At 63.6% G+C, this 15,268-nt stretch carries 16 protein-coding genes and 1 tRNA gene; 8 read left to right on the forward strand and 9 right to left on the reverse strand.

All coding sequences use genetic code 11. The features are described 5' to 3' along the window. The first annotated feature begins 363 nt into the window (after positions 1 to 363). Positions 364 to 1,329: a hypothetical protein gene (locus ACFR9U_RS10250; RefSeq protein ID WP_247373761.1), complete on the forward strand. Its 966-nt coding sequence runs from the start codon at positions 364 to 366 to the stop codon at positions 1,327 to 1,329. A gap of 14 nt (positions 1,330 to 1,343) precedes the next feature. Here ACFR9U_RS10250 and ACFR9U_RS10255 read toward each other — a convergent pair whose 3' ends face one another. Further along, the gene (locus ACFR9U_RS10255) at positions 1,344 to 2,168 is read right to left on the reverse strand and encodes a hypothetical protein (protein ID WP_247373759.1); all 825 of its coding nucleotides are present in this window, start codon (positions 2,166 to 2,168) and stop codon (positions 1,344 to 1,346) included. A gap of 119 nt (positions 2,169 to 2,287) precedes the next feature. Continuing rightward, the gene (locus tag ACFR9U_RS10260) at positions 2,288 to 2,566 is read right to left on the reverse strand and encodes a helix-turn-helix domain-containing protein (protein WP_247373757.1); all 279 of its coding nucleotides are present in this window, start codon (positions 2,564 to 2,566) and stop codon (positions 2,288 to 2,290) included. A gap of 372 nt (positions 2,567 to 2,938) precedes the next feature. Between ACFR9U_RS10260 and ACFR9U_RS10265 the strand changes: the two genes are divergently transcribed. Then, positions 2,939 to 3,262, forward strand: a complete 324-nt coding sequence (locus ACFR9U_RS10265; protein WP_247373754.1) for a PadR family transcriptional regulator — start codon at positions 2,939 to 2,941, stop codon at positions 3,260 to 3,262. An 86-nt stretch (positions 3,263 to 3,348) separates the two neighbouring features. Here ACFR9U_RS10265 and ACFR9U_RS10270 read toward each other — a convergent pair whose 3' ends face one another. Continuing rightward, positions 3,349 to 3,675 (reverse strand): DUF7521 family protein, encoded by a 327-nt coding sequence (locus ACFR9U_RS10270; protein WP_247373752.1) that lies wholly within the window; start codon positions 3,673 to 3,675, stop codon positions 3,349 to 3,351. Positions 3,676 to 3,923: 248 nt separating this feature from the next. Between ACFR9U_RS10270 and ACFR9U_RS10275 the strand changes: the two genes are divergently transcribed. Together ACFR9U_RS10275 and ACFR9U_RS10280 are read left to right on the forward strand one after the other, a co-directional pair. After that, a complete protein-coding gene (locus tag ACFR9U_RS10275; RefSeq protein WP_247373750.1) occupies positions 3,924 to 4,781 on the forward strand; it encodes an extracellular solute-binding protein in 858 nt (285 codons plus the stop codon). A gap of 43 nt (positions 4,782 to 4,824) precedes the next feature. Next, entirely contained in the window at positions 4,825 to 5,301 is a 477-nt protein-coding gene (locus ACFR9U_RS10280; protein WP_247373748.1) for an HPP family protein, read from the forward strand. 22 nt (positions 5,302 to 5,323) lie between these two features. Here the strand turns inward: ACFR9U_RS10280 and ACFR9U_RS10285 are convergent, their stop codons facing one another. Continuing rightward, positions 5,324 to 6,112: a DUF8081 domain-containing protein gene (locus ACFR9U_RS10285; protein WP_247373746.1), complete on the reverse strand. Its 789-nt coding sequence runs from the start codon at positions 6,110 to 6,112 to the stop codon at positions 5,324 to 5,326. Positions 6,113 to 6,332: 220 nt separating this feature from the next. On the opposite strand from ACFR9U_RS10285, the gene ACFR9U_RS10290 reads away from it, so the two are divergent. After that, positions 6,333 to 6,674 (forward strand): hypothetical protein, encoded by a 342-nt coding sequence (locus ACFR9U_RS10290; RefSeq protein WP_247373744.1) that lies wholly within the window; start codon positions 6,333 to 6,335, stop codon positions 6,672 to 6,674. Here ACFR9U_RS10290 and ACFR9U_RS10295 read toward each other — a convergent pair. Then, entirely contained in the window at positions 6,658 to 7,779 is a 1,122-nt protein-coding gene (locus ACFR9U_RS10295) for a glycine zipper 2TM domain-containing protein (RefSeq protein WP_247373742.1), read from the reverse strand. The two genes, ACFR9U_RS10290 and ACFR9U_RS10295, sit on opposite strands and share 17 nt — an antisense overlap. A 370-nt stretch (positions 7,780 to 8,149) precedes the next feature. On the opposite strand from ACFR9U_RS10295, the gene ACFR9U_RS10300 reads away from it, so the two are divergent. Next, complete coding sequence (locus ACFR9U_RS10300) at positions 8,150 to 10,069, forward strand: transcription initiation factor IIB family protein (protein WP_379814258.1); 1,920 nt, start codon at positions 8,150 to 8,152, stop codon at positions 10,067 to 10,069. An 83-nt stretch (positions 10,070 to 10,152) separates the two neighbouring features. After that, positions 10,153 to 11,073, forward strand: a complete 921-nt coding sequence (locus ACFR9U_RS10305) for a TIGR03571 family LLM class oxidoreductase (RefSeq protein WP_247373738.1) — start codon at positions 10,153 to 10,155, stop codon at positions 11,071 to 11,073. Between the two features lie 31 nt (positions 11,074 to 11,104). On the opposite strand, the gene ACFR9U_RS10310 is transcribed toward ACFR9U_RS10305, so the two are convergent. Further along, positions 11,105 to 11,803: a phosphoribosyltransferase gene (locus ACFR9U_RS10310; RefSeq protein WP_247373736.1), complete on the reverse strand. Its 699-nt coding sequence runs from the start codon at positions 11,801 to 11,803 to the stop codon at positions 11,105 to 11,107. Between the two features lie 53 nt (positions 11,804 to 11,856). Continuing rightward, positions 11,857 to 11,931, reverse strand: a tRNA-Glu gene (locus ACFR9U_RS10315). A 494-nt stretch (positions 11,932 to 12,425) separates the two neighbouring features. Between ACFR9U_RS10315 and ACFR9U_RS10320 the strand changes: the two genes are divergently transcribed. Then, complete coding sequence (locus tag ACFR9U_RS10320) at positions 12,426 to 13,064, forward strand: DUF6230 family protein (RefSeq protein WP_247373734.1); 639 nt, start codon at positions 12,426 to 12,428, stop codon at positions 13,062 to 13,064. A 63-nt stretch (positions 13,065 to 13,127) separates the two neighbouring features. Here the strand turns inward: ACFR9U_RS10320 and ACFR9U_RS10325 are convergent, their stop codons facing one another. Next, complete coding sequence (locus tag ACFR9U_RS10325) at positions 13,128 to 14,345, reverse strand: helix-turn-helix transcriptional regulator (RefSeq protein ID WP_247373732.1); 1,218 nt, start codon at positions 14,343 to 14,345, stop codon at positions 13,128 to 13,130. Positions 14,346 to 14,523: 178 nt separating this feature from the next. Continuing rightward, positions 14,524 to 15,267 (reverse strand): FAD-dependent thymidylate synthase, encoded by a 744-nt coding sequence (gene thyX / locus ACFR9U_RS10330; protein WP_247376123.1) that lies wholly within the window; start codon positions 15,265 to 15,267, stop codon positions 14,524 to 14,526. Position 15,268 lies beyond the last annotated feature (1 nt).

Below are 15,268 nucleotides of genomic sequence, written 5' to 3' on the forward strand. Positions count from 1 at the left end.
AGCGATCGACGGTGTCCCAGCGTGACTCCTGGTCGGCCAGCGGTGTGGCGTCGGCTGATGGATCGGTAGCCTGTTCGACGGCCAGCGGCGGTGTCGGAGAGCGGGGGCCAGCGGACGCTGGCTCCAGGTCGGAGGCCGGCGAGACTGCTCGTCGAAGCTGCGTGCGGGCGAGAACTCGGCTCGTTCGCTCCCTGCGTCTCGGAGCCGAATAGCCATACCCGGCTATCCACGAATAGCCGGAAAAAGATTCTCTGCGCCTTCTGGAACCTCTCTCGGGGGGACATGTCGAGTGCGGAATCGGTGGGTGCCGTCGGCGCACGGGGCGGCGAGTAATTGACGGTGCTGGACGTGGACCCTCGCTGCATGGACCCCCGCGCAGCGCTTGCAGACCTCCCGACGTTCATCGCCCTGGAGGCGACCTCGGTGCTCACGGGCCATCGGCGGGGTGCCAGTTTCCCGCTGGACCTGCCCTACCTCCAGAGCGTCGTCCAGGCAGCACGTGCGTACGCAACCACCAGCGGCGACAGCGAACGCAGCCAGCGCCGGATCGAGTGCGTCCACCAGTCGCGATTGCGCCTCCAGACGACGCAGGTCTCGGTCGACGAACTGGAGCTCGACCCATTGCGGGAGACCTCGGCACGGATTCGGGACGTGGCAGCCCAACTCCCCGAAGTCCAGTTCCTCCGGGAATCGTATCCCGGCGACGCCGTCGTCGTCCCGGAGTGGCTTCGATACGGGCGCTCGGTCGAGTGGGGTCTTCGGGTGTACCTGTTCCGCGGCGGGGAGGCTCCTGCACCGGAGACCGTCGTCGACCGGAACCTCGAAGCGGTCGTCGACGGGTCCCGCTCCGAGTTCGAGGAGTACCAGGGGCGACTCCACGGCTACCCGGACTGTTGTATCGACGCCTTTCTGGAGCGAGCGAGCGACGACGAGCGACCGGAAGCGCGGTCGGTCGCCCCGTTGGCCGACCGCATCGACGAGCGCGCCCTCGGTGGTTCCTCCTCGATCGAGACGGTCCTCCCCGAGTTCTTCGCGTCCGATCACGCCGACGCCTTCTTCGCGCGGGAGTTCTTCCCGGAACCGGACTGCGAGACCGCACGCGAGATGGGGACGACGGTGTTCGACGCGATGACCGCGCACCTCGACACCACGCTCGTCCGGGATTTCTTCCGGCTGAATTACGCGTACTGCTACGCGGTCGCGATGACGCTGTCGAACGCGTCGGTAGCGGCGGGTGCTGGGCGGCCGGGGGCCGGCGACCTCGCTGCGGAGCACCAACTGTGGTACCTCCCGCTCGGGACGACCGCGGCGATGCCGCGGTACGACTGACTCCCCGACGCGTATCAGACCACCGTGCTGTTGTGTTCTTTCGTCTCGTAGGTGACCAGTTCGGCGGGCTCGTAGTAGCTGCGGCTGTTGTACTCCCAGGTGTACGAACTGGCCATGGACACGCTCCCCGGTTTCTCGGGGGCGGGGTACAGCTGCGTGTGGTTCTCGTCCGGGGTGTGATCGACCACGAACGTCACCAGTCCGGAGCTGCTGGTCGTGAACTCGTCGATCTGGACCGCTCCGTAGCAGGTCGCGTTCGCCGACCGGTTGGAGAACTCACCGACCTGTATTTGCTTGGTCTCGTTGCTGATGACGGCAGTGCCGAACGTGGTCGCGCCGAGCGAGGTCTCCTCGACGCAGCCCGGGAACCTGACGTTCAAGTTGTAGTTCGTGAGCACTCTGTTGTCGTCGTTGCGGAGTTCGACCACGTACAGCGAGTAGTTCTCCTCCTCGTGGATGTCGAAGTTCTCGGCGATGGCCTCGTCGGACACGCCGCTGACCTCGTGCACCGAGACCGACGGCTCCGGCTTGTCGACGATCCCGCTCTGGACGTGGAGGTCGTACATCGCCGGTCCGATCGCGGGACTGAGACTCGCGAACACGACGCCACCGATGAGACCGCCGATGATGGCAGTCTCGACCTTGTCGGCGAGCTCTAAGTTCCAGCCAGACACGCCAGCGTGCTGACAGAGGGAGCGGGCGGTCTCGCTACCGATCGCCTGGCGCAGGAACTTCGCGATGACGACGGTGAGCGGCAGCAGGACCGCCGCCGCGACGATACTGATCACGACGCCGATGAGGATGCGGAGGAGCGAATCTATCATCTGGAAGACAGTCATCGGCGATTCTCCCAGGGCTGTTAAGAATTAATCCGTTTCATATATGGTACAGGTAGTTGCGGGATGGAAACGACAGTACGGTACAGGCCCTGCGTACCTCGCGGACAGCAGACGAGCGGTCAGTCCTCAGCCGTCAGCGATTCGACGTCGATCTCACCGCGGAGGTACGACCGGCCTCGCTCGGAGAGCCGATAGAGGGCACGCGGTTCGTCGTGATACTCCACGAGGTCGTGGTCCGAGAGGAGCAGCAGGTGCTCACGGACAGTCTGGCGCTTCCAGTCTGTGTTCGCAGCGATGACGCCGGGCGTCAGGATCAACTCTCGGCGATCCCCGTTCTGGAGCAGTTCCAGGATGTCCCTGTCTACCGGCGTCATCCACGGGGCGAGGGAAGGGCGCATTGCTTGCTATACTGATTTTCCCTCTGAAATTCATTTCCATGTGAATTTCGTCTTCGATGAAGTTATTTGTCGAGCACACAGTGTCGGTGGTAACAATTAAATACATAATCAACAGGGCTGTTGCTAGGGACGTATCGGAAACCTGTTCGCTGATCGACTCACCAAGCGCGTTCATTTGACAGCGAACTGTCTCCATACGGAAAATGACAGAACAGGTGGTTTGCCCCGAGGGAGAACGACGGCGAGACGGTCTCGATCACGGGTCACAGCGGTGACTCGCTCCGCAGACGGGACGTGTTGGGCTGTCGTCGTGCTCGAACGACCGGTCGCGACCCGACAGCCAGCACAGGACGCCACCACACCAACTGTAGCATGACAGAAAACACCGCAGATACGAAGGAAGACGTCCAGTATGCTAATCTGAGTGCATTCCAGCGCGACATTCTGCTCGTTCTCCAGCGCCTGGAAGGCAGTGAGGAGGACAGCTACGGGCTCGCGATCAAACGACATCTCGAAGATCGCTACGACAGCGAAGTCAATCACGGACGGCTGTATCCGAACCTCGACGAACTGATCGAGCTGTCGCTCGTGGAACGGGGACAGATCGACAAGCGGACGAACCGCTACACGCTCACTGACGCTGGTCGCGAGTTGCTCCGATCACACGGTGCAGAAGTCACTGAACTGTTCAAGTAGTCCCACATCCTTCCGGCCAGGCGACCGGTCGTCTCGGGCGACTCGGTGCCCCGCCTGTCGTCGGTTGCCACGAGTGGTCTGTCGCGTCAATCGTCGCTCGGATACCGTTGTCGGGCCGGCGAGCGACTCTGCGGACGTCGTTTCGTGTACAGTGAGTAGGTGAGCACGGCGAAGCCGGCGGCCGTGAACACGCTCTGGATACTGGTACTCAACTCGAGCGGCAATCCAGCGAGTTGGTGGAGGATACCTCCCAGGATGACGCCGCTGGTGACCAGTCCGATCCCGATGGTCAGCGCACGTAACGCCGGTGAACCCGTGCGACGAAACGCCCTGTACGAGAGGTAGGTGATCGTCCCACCGAACAACAGGGTGACCGACTTTGTGGCAACCAGGAGGGCGATACTCCCATTCATACTTTTCGATTCGCTATTCTCACCAATATAAACGCGGGCGCGTTTCCACGCTTCGAGAATAGGCGACCGTTTCATCTTTTCAGTGCGTCTTGATGTGCATACTGAGGCGAGAGAGCGACGCGGTAGACGGCCATTCCCGGTGCCCGGGGTCGCCGCTTGGTCCGTGGGAGAAACCAAAACCATTGAACCACTCTCGACGAAGTTATCACAAATGGTTTCAAGGCTGCGAAAGAACCTGGACATCTGACATGGAACTCTCGCGACGGGCGCTACTCGGCACGATCGGCGGGGCAACGATAGCCGGCGTCACTGGCGTGACTCTCTACGGCGAGGTCGGTCGCGAAACGGAGGACCGTACGACCGCACTCGTCGCGGGCAGTTTGCTCGCAGTCGCAAACGAGGTCCCGGGCGCGACGGTGGAGGCGCACGGGAGCGCGGCAGTCAGGCGTTTGATCCTCGACGGTCACCGGGACCCCGACGCCGTCGCGCTCGCAGATCCGACGCTGTTCGAGGGGATCAGCTCCGATGCGACCTTGTTCGCGACGAACAGCCTGGTCCTGGCGTACAATCCGGAGTCGGACGTTGCAGACGACATCAGGCGCGACTGGCAAGCTGCGGTCCAGGACCCCGACGTCGGCGTGGGGCGGACGGACCCGGACCTCGATCCGCTGGGCTATCGCACGGTCATGGCGCTCGAACTGGCTGCGAACCGCACCGATATCGACGCTGATCGCGTCCTCGCGAACGCGACGACAGTACCGGAGACGGATCTGCTGAACGTCCTGGAGGGCGGGGAACTGGACGCCGCCTTCGCCTACCGGAACATGGCCGTCCAGCGCGACCTCCCAGCAGTGTCGCTGCCCACCTGGATGAACTTCTCCGACCCCGAGGCCGCCGACCAGTACGGCCAGGTCACGTACGATCTGGGGGACAAAACAGTCCGCGGGGCTCCGATCCGCTACGGCGCCACGGCCCTGACCGAGGCGGGCCAGTCGTGGATCGAGCGACTCGTGACGGGGACGGAGCGCCTCGAACGGATGGGCTTCAGCGTTCCCCAGTCGTATCCCGACCGCGACCGATCGGTCGCGACCGTCGGCGGCGAGTGACCTTCCGAACGCCTAAGCCCTCCCGCCCGTCATCGCCGGACAGATGCGACCGATTCGCGAGAGTCTCACCGCGGGGTCCTTGCTCGTCGTGACTGGCGCCCTCGCCTGGGCGACCGGCCAGCCGTTCGTGTTCCCGAGCCTCGGCCCGTCCGCGTACCTGCTGGCGACGACGCGACCGGGATCGATCCGCGGGCGAGAACTCGTGGGTGGCCATCTCGTCGGGATCGTCGCCGGCCTGGCGGCGTATCACGCGTTCGCGACGGGCACCTCGATCATGACCACCGAGCCGGGGTTCACGACGGCCCAGCTTCGCCTCGTGGCCAGTGCGGTCACTGCCGTGACGCTGACGACCGGGGGGATGCGGCTCACCGGGACCGGTCACGCGCCCGCGTGTGCGACGACACTCATCGTTTCTCTCGGACTGCTCACGACGCCGACCGAGGCGACTATCATCGCAGTCTCGGTCGTGACCCTCTACCTCGCGTTCGTCGCCCTCGACGGGACCGACCTGGCGAGGTGACGGCACCACGGCTCGGCGGCAGCTACTCCAGCGCGTCTGCAGTCCGAATGGTGACGTCGTAGTGCTGTGGGACGTCTCCGAGGTCGACGCGGACGATCAACACGGTCGTGTCCGGGTCGCTCTCGGCGTGGTGCCGGACCATCTGGTCTCGCTGGTTGCGACCGAAACTCGTCGACCCGTGTTTGATTTCCGCGACGTAGCGGTGGAGAAGCGGCCCGTCATACGCGTACGGCTGTTGGTCTGTTTTTCGCCGCACGCGGAACTCGAAGTCAGGACGCCAGAGGCCGCTCCCGCCCTTCGATTCCGGCGTGCCGACGGGCGACGGGGCGCGTTCGACCGCCACGCGGAACGCGTCGGGATCGAGCTCCAACTGGCGAGCGGCGAAGTCGACGATCGGCGGCGGATCGTAACTGTAGGCGCCGAACAGCGTCTCCGCGAGTGCGCCGACTTGTTGGGCGTCGAGCTGGTGGGTCCAGCCGTCGGCTGGTGGCCCGCGCTCGTCGGGCTCCGGCCGCAGCTCTCTCCCCTTGATCAGGTACGCGTCGACCGGGTTGGGGTCGTTCGGCGCCGCGTCCTGCAATCGGAGCGCTCGGCAGTCGATCGACTCGAGGAGTTTCTCTTCGGCCGCCCGCCGCGACTCGTACGTGACTACCTCGCCACCGTCTTCGCGTCGGGCCGCCACCTCGGGCGAGACCTCACACGCCGACTCTTTGAGCGCGACCCGAAACGGTCCCGACTCGTCCTCGGCCGGGTCGTCATCGTCGTCGAGCGGTTCACCGGGGACACCCGGCCACTCGTCTTTCCAGGACATGGTCACTCGAAGCGAGCGGTCAGTTCCGCTCGGCCCGGCCAGTCGTCCACTCTCATGTGCTTGGCCGTCGTTCGGCGACGCCAGTTGTTAGTTCACCGGTTCTCCCCGTCCACTCGACCGGGCGATTGTTTCGAGCGGTTGCGCGGTGACCCGTCGTAGTCCCCGACTGCGTGCTGGTTCCGGTCGGGCGTCTTTCCCGGATTCGAGTGGAGTTCCCGGTATGGACCTCCAGCAAATGACGCTCCTGTTGATACAACTCGTCGCCTTGCTGTTTCCCTTTCTGGGCATCGTCCTCCAGATGACGATCGGCCAACTCCGCGACGTCGACGAGACGCAGCACTGGCTTCCAGTCAGGGACATCGTCCTCGTCGGTGGCGGCTTCTCCGTCATCTTCCTCACCGGCGCGACGATACTGCTGGTGAACGTCGTCATCAGAACTACCCAGTACGGTATCGACACGCCGTTCGGATTGGCGCTCACCTTCCTGCTGGCGTCGCTGGTCATCTTCGGTCTCGTTACGGTACTGTTCCTGTGGGGAGTGTTGGTCACCGAGACCGAGTAGTCGGCGACAGGTCGTGCTCGAACGCCCGCAACAGCCCCCCGAAGACGAAGAGGCTGCCGTACACGACGTACAACCACCAGGGAACCTGGACTCGTCGCTGCGTCGGCGCCGAGGTCGAATCGTCCCGGGCGGGTTCTGATCGTCGCGGAGTGGCGGACTGTCGGTCGTCTGCGTTCTGAATCCCCTGCTCGGCGATGGACGGCAACCGATGGGTTCCCAGCGGCTCTCTGATCTCGACCGACGCGATGTCTCGCTGATCGTAGATGTGGAGGTCGTCGGCGAATATCCCGCTCGCAGTCCCGGTGTCCGAGACGATCCGCGGAACGAACTGCCACCGTGACGCGATCGATCGGTTCTCGCCGAAATCCCGGCGGATCTCCCAGGTGCCGTTGGGTTGCTGTTCGACGGTCAGTCGCGACACGTCTGCAGCGCGCAGCGTCGATCTGTCGTCGTACGCTGCCTGGCGCGTGTCGTACGCGGCAACGTTTCCGACCCACTCGTAGGTCCATCGGGCGGCGTAGTACTCGTAGGTGGTGTTGTCGACGAACTGAATCGCGAACGTCCAGTTCGGCTCGTACGCCGGCTCTGACGTGCGCGTCGGCGTCGGCGAAGGGGTGGCTGTCGGTGTCTCTGTCGGTGTCGGTGTTCCGTTGCCGTAGCCCCCGCCACTCACGATGGGTGGAACGAGAGCCAGCGTGACGAGCCCCACGACCCCGAAGACGATCAGTAGATTGTAGCCGTTCGTGACGACGTCGTCGCACGACAGGAAGACGCCCAGCGTGACCAGTCCCGCAACGGCGATCACCGCCTCGATTTCGATCCGGCCCCAGTCGGTGAGGACGGTCAACAGCGCGTATTCCGAGAGGATCACCAGCAACGAGAACGAGAGCGTTTCGAGGGCGTAGAGAAGCCGTACCTGGCCGCCGTCCTCTGCCTGCAGAACCTCGGCTCCGACGACCCCGCCGATGATCCACCCGACGAGTGCCACCGCTCCTCCGACAGGCCTGAACAGTAGCGCCCCGACGAGTGCACCCAGAACGAGCCCCACCTTGCTCCGATCGGCGAACGAGGGCGGGACGGCGAACCCTGTGCTACCGTCCCCCATGCTAGGCGGTTCGGTGAATCTCGGGTTAAGTCAATTGTCGGCTTGTTTTTCCCTTGGGTTTGCGTCGCACGACGGGAGCAGGTTCACACCACCCTGTCTGTGACTCGTGGTCGCGGCCAGGCGACCGTCCGTGTGAGAACCTGCGTGAATGGGGACGACGTACCAGTACACTGGACCTACAGTTTCGGTGTCTAGTGAGAAACTGCGGTGTGACTCCTGGGCTGTGTCGCCGACTTGTGTTCTCTCTATTATGGGCGAAACGAATGCGTATGCGTGGATTACGACCCATCTACCCTTCGAATTGCGGCTTCGAATCTAGCGATTGATGGCAGAGGGAGTATTAAGAGGCTGCTAACTAGTACCAAAAAGTATGTCGAGTACCCCCGAACGGGACAATACGGAACAGCAGTTGGCGCGCGTGTGCGAAGCGCTGGGGATTCCGGAGAGTACTGCCCGGAGCGCGCGCGAGCGATTCGACGGCGTTCGTTCCGTGACAGTGCTGGAAGACAAACGAAACGCGGCCATCGGTGCGGCGGTGCTGTCGCTCACCACGCGCGAGGACGGGTTGCCGATCACGGTTGCGAACATCGCCGACACGTGGTCGAAGACGCTGAGCGATCAGCCGCTCGACCCCGACGAGATCACCTCGCTGTTCGGGGTACTCACAGCGAATCTCGATTTCCAGGGGACGCCACCGCAGCCGCGGGCGCTCATCGAGCGGTTCGGCACCGACCTGGGTCTCCCGGACGGGATCATCGTCGTCGCGAACCGCATTCTCGTCGACGTCTTCACCCAGGACCCCGAAATGATCGCGGAAGGAACGTCTCCGGACGGCATCGCCGGGTCCATTCTCTATCTGGCTGCCAAGCTCAACGGCTACGACGACCTCACCGAAAGCGACATCAGCGACACGCTGGGGACGGGCCAGTTCACCGTCCAGAACCGGAGCAAGAAGCTCCGCGACGCGCTCGGGAAGGAGCGACTCGCGAACGACGATCGGTACCACCTCCATCCGGAGACGGGAGTGCCGAAGTCGAACGAACCAGCTCCCAGCGACCCGGGAAGCGGCGATCCAAACGCGAAAGCCCGACCGGACGGCTCGGCTGATTCCCCAGCGGCCACCGACGAAGACGCGGACGAGTCGACGACCGCTGCAGACGACCAGGCGTCGGACTCGCAGACTGAAACCGAAGCGGGCGCCGACGAAGCCGAGGACGCGGACAGCGAGGACGACCCGGCGGCTGCTCCTGAAGACGAGCAGGATGACGCCACGGCGGCCGACGACGACGAGTCGATCCCCGATGGGGACGACGCTGACGCTGTGGTGACCGGTGACGGGGAGTTCAGGGACATCGAAGCGGTCGTCCAGTCCCTGTTCCCAGACGAGTTGCCCACGACGGAACACGTCGCTGCGGAACTCGACGTGCCGATCGCGACGGCGCAGTCCGCGCTCGAAAGTGCAGCAGCCGACGGCGACATCGACCAGAAAGAGGCGGGGTCGACCGTCGTCTGGCTGCCAGGCGACCGGTCGCACCTGACGCCCGACCTGACCGAGGACGCCGTCCAGAACGAAGTCGACGAACTCGCCGAGGAACTCGACCTGAGCGCCTCGCTCCGGGTGTTCGCCCGTGGGCTGGTCAGTGACGCCGTCGACACGCTCTCCGTCGAGGACGCGAACGAGATGGCCGGGGCAGCCGTCCAGGCCGCCAGCCGAATCCAGGACGTCGACGTCGAGGCGGCCGACATCGCTGCCGCTGGCGAGTTCGAGGTGCGGATGCTCCACACGTGGCTCGACAGACTCGCCGAGACAGTCGCCGTCGAGATTCCCCGGTCCAGTCCGGAGTCGCTCGCCGAAGAGATCGCAGCGTCCCTCGACCTCGACGAGACCGTCCGTGAAGAGGGACTCCGCGCGCTCGAACAGTACGAACCTCGCGACGACGATCTCGAATACACGGCGTCCGAACTGGCCGCCGGGGGGATGTTCTTCGCCGCGACGGTCGGTGGTGCCCCGGTCGACCTCGACGAGCTGGGGTCCGTCAGCGGTGCCGACCCCGAGTACATCGAGGACGCCATGAACAGCATCCTCGTGTCGCTGTGTCTCGCGCTCGTCCGCGGCGAACTCGCGTACGAAGAGACGCCGTGGACCGGCGACCTGCTCGAATCGGACCTCTCCCAGGACTTCGGCGACATCGAGGTCGAGAAAGCCATCGCACTGGCGAAGACCCACGTCGCCGGCCGCGAGTCCCAGGCCGTCGACGAAGCGACGATCGACGTGTTGCTCCAGGAGTAGTTCCCCGCGGCTGGCCGTTTTTACATCTCGATCCAGTGGCCGAAACCACAGCCCACTTGCTCGTCCGCCGTCGAGCAACGTCTGTGCCAGACGGTCACGAGAACGCAGGCTATCAGCGCGTGTTCGGCCCCGACGCTCTCACGTTCGGAACGGGATTTCCGCTCACGGGGGCTCGGGAGTCGCGGCCAGCGATCGAGCGGGAACTGGACCTCGCTGCACACGCCGAGCGCGTCGGCTTCGACGCGCTCTGGGCGCGTGACGTGCCGCTCTACTGGCCGCGATTCGGCGACGCGGGACAGACGTTCGACACGTGGCCGTGGCTGAGTCACGTCGCCGCCCACACCGACGACATCGCCTTGGGGACGGCCAGCGTCGTCCTTCCCCTCCGACACCCGCTCCACGTCGCCAAGAGTGCGGCGACCGTCGATCGACTCTCCGACGGGCGCCTCCTGCTCGGGATCGCAACGGGGGATCGCGATCCCGAGTTCCCGGCGTTCGGGGTCGACCGCGACGACCGCGGCGAGCTGTTCCGCGAGAGCGTCGACGTCATGCGGACCGTCTGGCGAGAGGACTTCCCCGAGCTAGCCACTTCCTGGGGAGAGCTAGACGGCGACTTAGACCTCGTGCCGACACCGACGACCGAGACGATTCCACTGCTGCCGACCGGACGGTCACGCCAGTCGATGGAGTGGCTCGGCACGCACGGCGACGGCTGGCTGTTCTATCAGTTGCCGCGGGAGACGCTGGAGACGTATCTCGACGACTGGCGAGCCGTTGCCGGTGCGAAACCGTACGCGATGGCTGTCCGGACCGAACTCGCCGACGATCCGACCGCCGACCCGGAACACGTCCATCAGGGGTTCCGCGCTGGCAGCGAGTGGTTCGTGGAATACTTCCGCGACCTCGATGCCATGGGCGTCGACCACGTGCTCGTCTCGACGGCCGGCGACGACCCCGAGCGCGAACTCACTCGATTCGCCCAGTCGGTCATCGAACAGCTATGACCGTCGACTGAGACCCCGACAGTCGCGGGACCTACGATCCGCCGACCAGTCGCCAGCCGTCGTCGTCGGCGACGACGACCTCCCGCCGCTCCATCTCGGCGAGGATTTCGTCCATCCGGTCTGGTTGGGCGATCTCCATCTCGATGCGGTCTACCGAGTGATACGCCGAGAGGAAGTGACGGATGTCGTCTTCGGCGAACACCTCCTGGTCGGCCCGGTCCATGACGCCGCTGACGAGTTCGATCATGTCCTCGATGAAGTTCCACGGGTAGACGACCCAGGTCCACGATTCGAGGTGTTCCCCGACGAACTCGGGTTCGAACTCGCTGGTGTCGAGTAACTGGAGCGTGGCCGTGCGGACGTCGTTGGCCTCGCGGTCGGTGACGTATTCGTAGGCGCGGCTGATCGAGCCGCCGGTGTCGGCGATGTCGTCGATAATTAGGACGTCTTTGTCGGCGACGGAGCCCTCGGGCATGGGGTAGCGGACCTGCGCTTCGGTTCCTTTCTCCGCCGTCCCGACGTAGTGTTCCATCTTGAGACTCGTCAGGTCGTCGAGTCCGAGGAAGTCACAGAGACACCGGCCGGCGAACCAGCCGCCGCGTGCGAGTGCCACGACGACGTCCGGTTCGAATTCGGACGCCTTCACCTGGTCGCTGACGTCGCGACAGAGACCGTAGATGTACTCCCAGTTCGTTATCGTACAGTCGAAGTCGTCGGGCAGATCAGACATTCTCGAGTTCACCTTGAGCGGTTACTCTCGACAACGAAGCGACCGTAGTAGAATGCTCCGACAGGGATTCGAACCCTGGTCATTGCCGTGAGAGGGCAATATGATTGGCCGGACTACACCATCGGAGCGTGTGCACTCATTCGTAGCCGCGAGTTGTGTTTAACAGTTGCGCTTTGACTCGGCCCTGCTGCGAATTACCATCTGACACGGCACCCGCAGTCTGTTACTCCCAGACTGCCACCAGTCGTTCCGATGATCTCCGCAGCTGAAGTCAGGTCCTTAATTCCAAACTAATGCCTGAAACAAGAATCTGCGAGCAGCAGCCGAACGTGAGCGACTCTATCGTGGACTGCAAGTAAATGGACAGTAGACGGCCGCGATTCGCGTATATTCCCGCGAAATTGTTGCGAAAATATACTGGGTAGAGACTGACGAACGTACACAGGTGGTTGCGAGAGAGGAACGCGTTGGTTTGGGGGTACGATAGCTGGAGCAACCACACGAAGTAGGGACCCTCTTGGGGGCGGTAGCGTGTCTCGTGGCGACAGGAGCTGTCAGCCACGTCGAGTGCTACGGAGGGGCGACGGTTGGTCGGTCACGAGACAATCGCAGCACTGCACCCATGTACGATACAAACCTCCTCGCTAAGAGCACCGGCGCATCGTTGGGGGTCGTCGCGCTCGTCGGTGTCCTCTTTCTGAGCACCGGAACAGCCTTCGCCATGCCAGTCGCCGGCATCGGCGGCTTCCAGATCCAGGCGGATAGCATCGAGGGCGACGACCTGCTCCTGTATCCCGGCCTCGCTGACGGGAGCAACGAAGACGACTACCCACACTCGATCGTCGAGCTTCGAAACAACGAGATCGAGGACCTTCGACTGACGAAGACGCTCGACCTCTCGGACTACTCGGATTCGGTGGACGGCAGAGCGCGGCTGGTCATCGAGTCCGGTGGGACGGTCACGATCGACCGCCTGCTGTTGAAGACGCCGAAACTCTCCGCTGACGAGGCGACGTTCAGCGGACTCGAAATCAGCGAGAGTGATTCCGACACCCTCGAAGAATCGTTCTCGATTCGCGCCCCGTCCGACCCGCCGGATACCCGGCAGATCGAACTCGACGGTGGGAGCAATCCCGGCCTCGAGATGACGGACGCCAACATTCGGGCCACGTACCTCGCAACCGACGAAATCACGCTGCCGGACCTCGAACTCAAGTTCCAGTACGACAGTGACGACGACGGTGACTACGAGTACACGTAAGGTTCCGCAAGTAGCCCCGTCGCCATTTTTTCCACGGGTTTCCGGTCCCCGGTTCGTCGCCGGTCAGTCCTCGTCGTCGAACGGTGAGCCTGCGGCGTCGGGTTCGTGACCGACGAGGCTGACGATGTTTTCCCTGCCGACCCGGAGTTTGCTGATCAGTTCGTCGTCTTCCATGTCGGACAGGAGCATACTGACCTTGGATTTCGACCAGCCGGTTTCGTCGACGATGTTCGCCTGTTTCATCCGGCCACCGTTCGTCTCGAGCATCTGGAGCACGCGGTCTTCGTCCGAAAGGAGTTCCTCGTCGGTCACCGCCGGTTCGTCGCCTGCGGCCTGGTCGGCCGTCTCAGTCCCGACTGCTCGCGTGCCGGTGTCAGCGGGCGAACTCGCAGCGGCGTCCGTCTGTGTCTCCCCGTCCCCGCTCGGATCGGTGTCAGCGGTAACCGCCTCGACCAGCCCCGACCGCCAGACGACGCCGGCGACGAGCCCGACTACGAGGATGACGAGTCCGAGCACCACGATCGGAACGGAGCCGTCGCCGCCTGCCTGCTTGGCCGAGACGTTCGGCGTCGCCGTCTGTGACGATGCGCCACGAGATTGCTCCGCGGCAGTGAACACGATTCGCGGGCGGTTGTCCGGAAATCGCTGCTCCCCGAACCAGGTGATCGTGTCGCTCTCGACCACCGTCGTCCCGGAGTGCTCGTCGGGGGCGGGATCGATTCCGTCGGCAGTGAACGACAGTTCCGGCCCCGTCTCGAAGACCAGCCACTGGTTCGGCGCGATGTAGAACTCGCCTTCGAAGACGTCACCGACGATCACTCGCTGGGCCTCCGTTCGGGCGAATTCGTGCCACACGAACGACATCCGCACCTGTCCGCGGTTGCCGACCGATTCGAGCGAGGCAGACCGTTCGAACCCCGTCGCCGACATGTTCCGGCCTGTGCTGTTGGCGCCCGTGTTGACGAGCGCTCGGGCGCTCCCCCGGAAGTTCGTCCACATGTCGAGTTCCTGAGATTCGAATCGCCGAGCGTAGTCCCTGAACTGCGTTCGCTCGCTCTCGTTCAACGAGTCGGTGTAGTAATTGAACGACCACCGCGCCGACCCGTTCTCGTAGACGTGAATGTTGAACGTCGCGGACGCGAACCGACTGGGCGTCATCATTTCGGGCGAGCGGTCGCTCGTAGAAGGGACACCGTCAGTCGCCGTCGCGACACCTGCAGGCATCACGACCGCCCCGACCAGAAGGACGCAAACGAAAGCCAGCGAGAGCAGGCGAGACATCTAGTAGCAGATGAACTGCCGGCCAGCATAAAAAACACTGTGTCTGACCGAGTGAACGATTCCCAACGAAACCTGTCCGTTCCGGTGATTCGTCGGCGGGAAACCGTGCCGGGATTCCACAGCCCGATGTCGAAAACAATCAGTTCCAATACGTGTTTGAGAGCAGAACGATCCTCCGTTACGGGGCGAGTCTGTTCTTTCTGTTTTTCATGTGCTCTTCGTAGTACTCGAACGTGATCGGACACCACTCCTCGGCGAGATCGAGGATGCGTTCTGTCATCTCTCTGATCTCCCACTGGGCGTCGGCCGCGGCGCGCATGTCCGCGACGTGCATGAGCATCCTGACGTTCATCGACATGACCATGTTGACCTCCGTCCCGATCGGCAGGACGAAGCGGGCGTCCTCGGGCGGCATTCCCAGTTCGAGGAGTTCCTGGTAGGACTCGACGGCGTTCTCGATGGCGTCATTGAAGACCTGTTCGCGGCGCTCGGCCTCGTCTTCGCCGATGCTCCCGGTCTTCTGGTTGCGGCCCACCCAGTCCGGATCAGTTGCCGAGGGCGGCGTGACGACGAGTTCACCTTCGCGGACGTCCGCGGGATCGACGTCGTCGAAGGAAACGTACCGCATACTACGCACGTCGAACGACACGTGGCGGTGACGGGTGATCTGACCCATACAAGAGCGACTGATACCCTTGACCGCAAAGGTGGCCTGGGGATGCTCGAACGGGCCGAAGTGGCCGTGATCGAGCAGATGACCGATCAGCGTTTCCATCTTCTCTTCTGTGGAATCCCCTTCCACTGTTGTCATGATCTCCTCGAACGAGAGATCTCCCACGAACTCCTCCATATAATCGTTCCGTGCCCCTTTGCAGATGAGCCGCTCCGGCTCGGACGTTGCCTCGAGTAATTCGACTTCCATG

Origin of the sequence: Halorientalis brevis, from assembly GCF_042678165.1 — an archaeon.
Classification (GTDB): domain Archaea; phylum Halobacteriota; class Halobacteria; order Halobacteriales; family Haloarculaceae; genus Halorientalis; species Halorientalis brevis.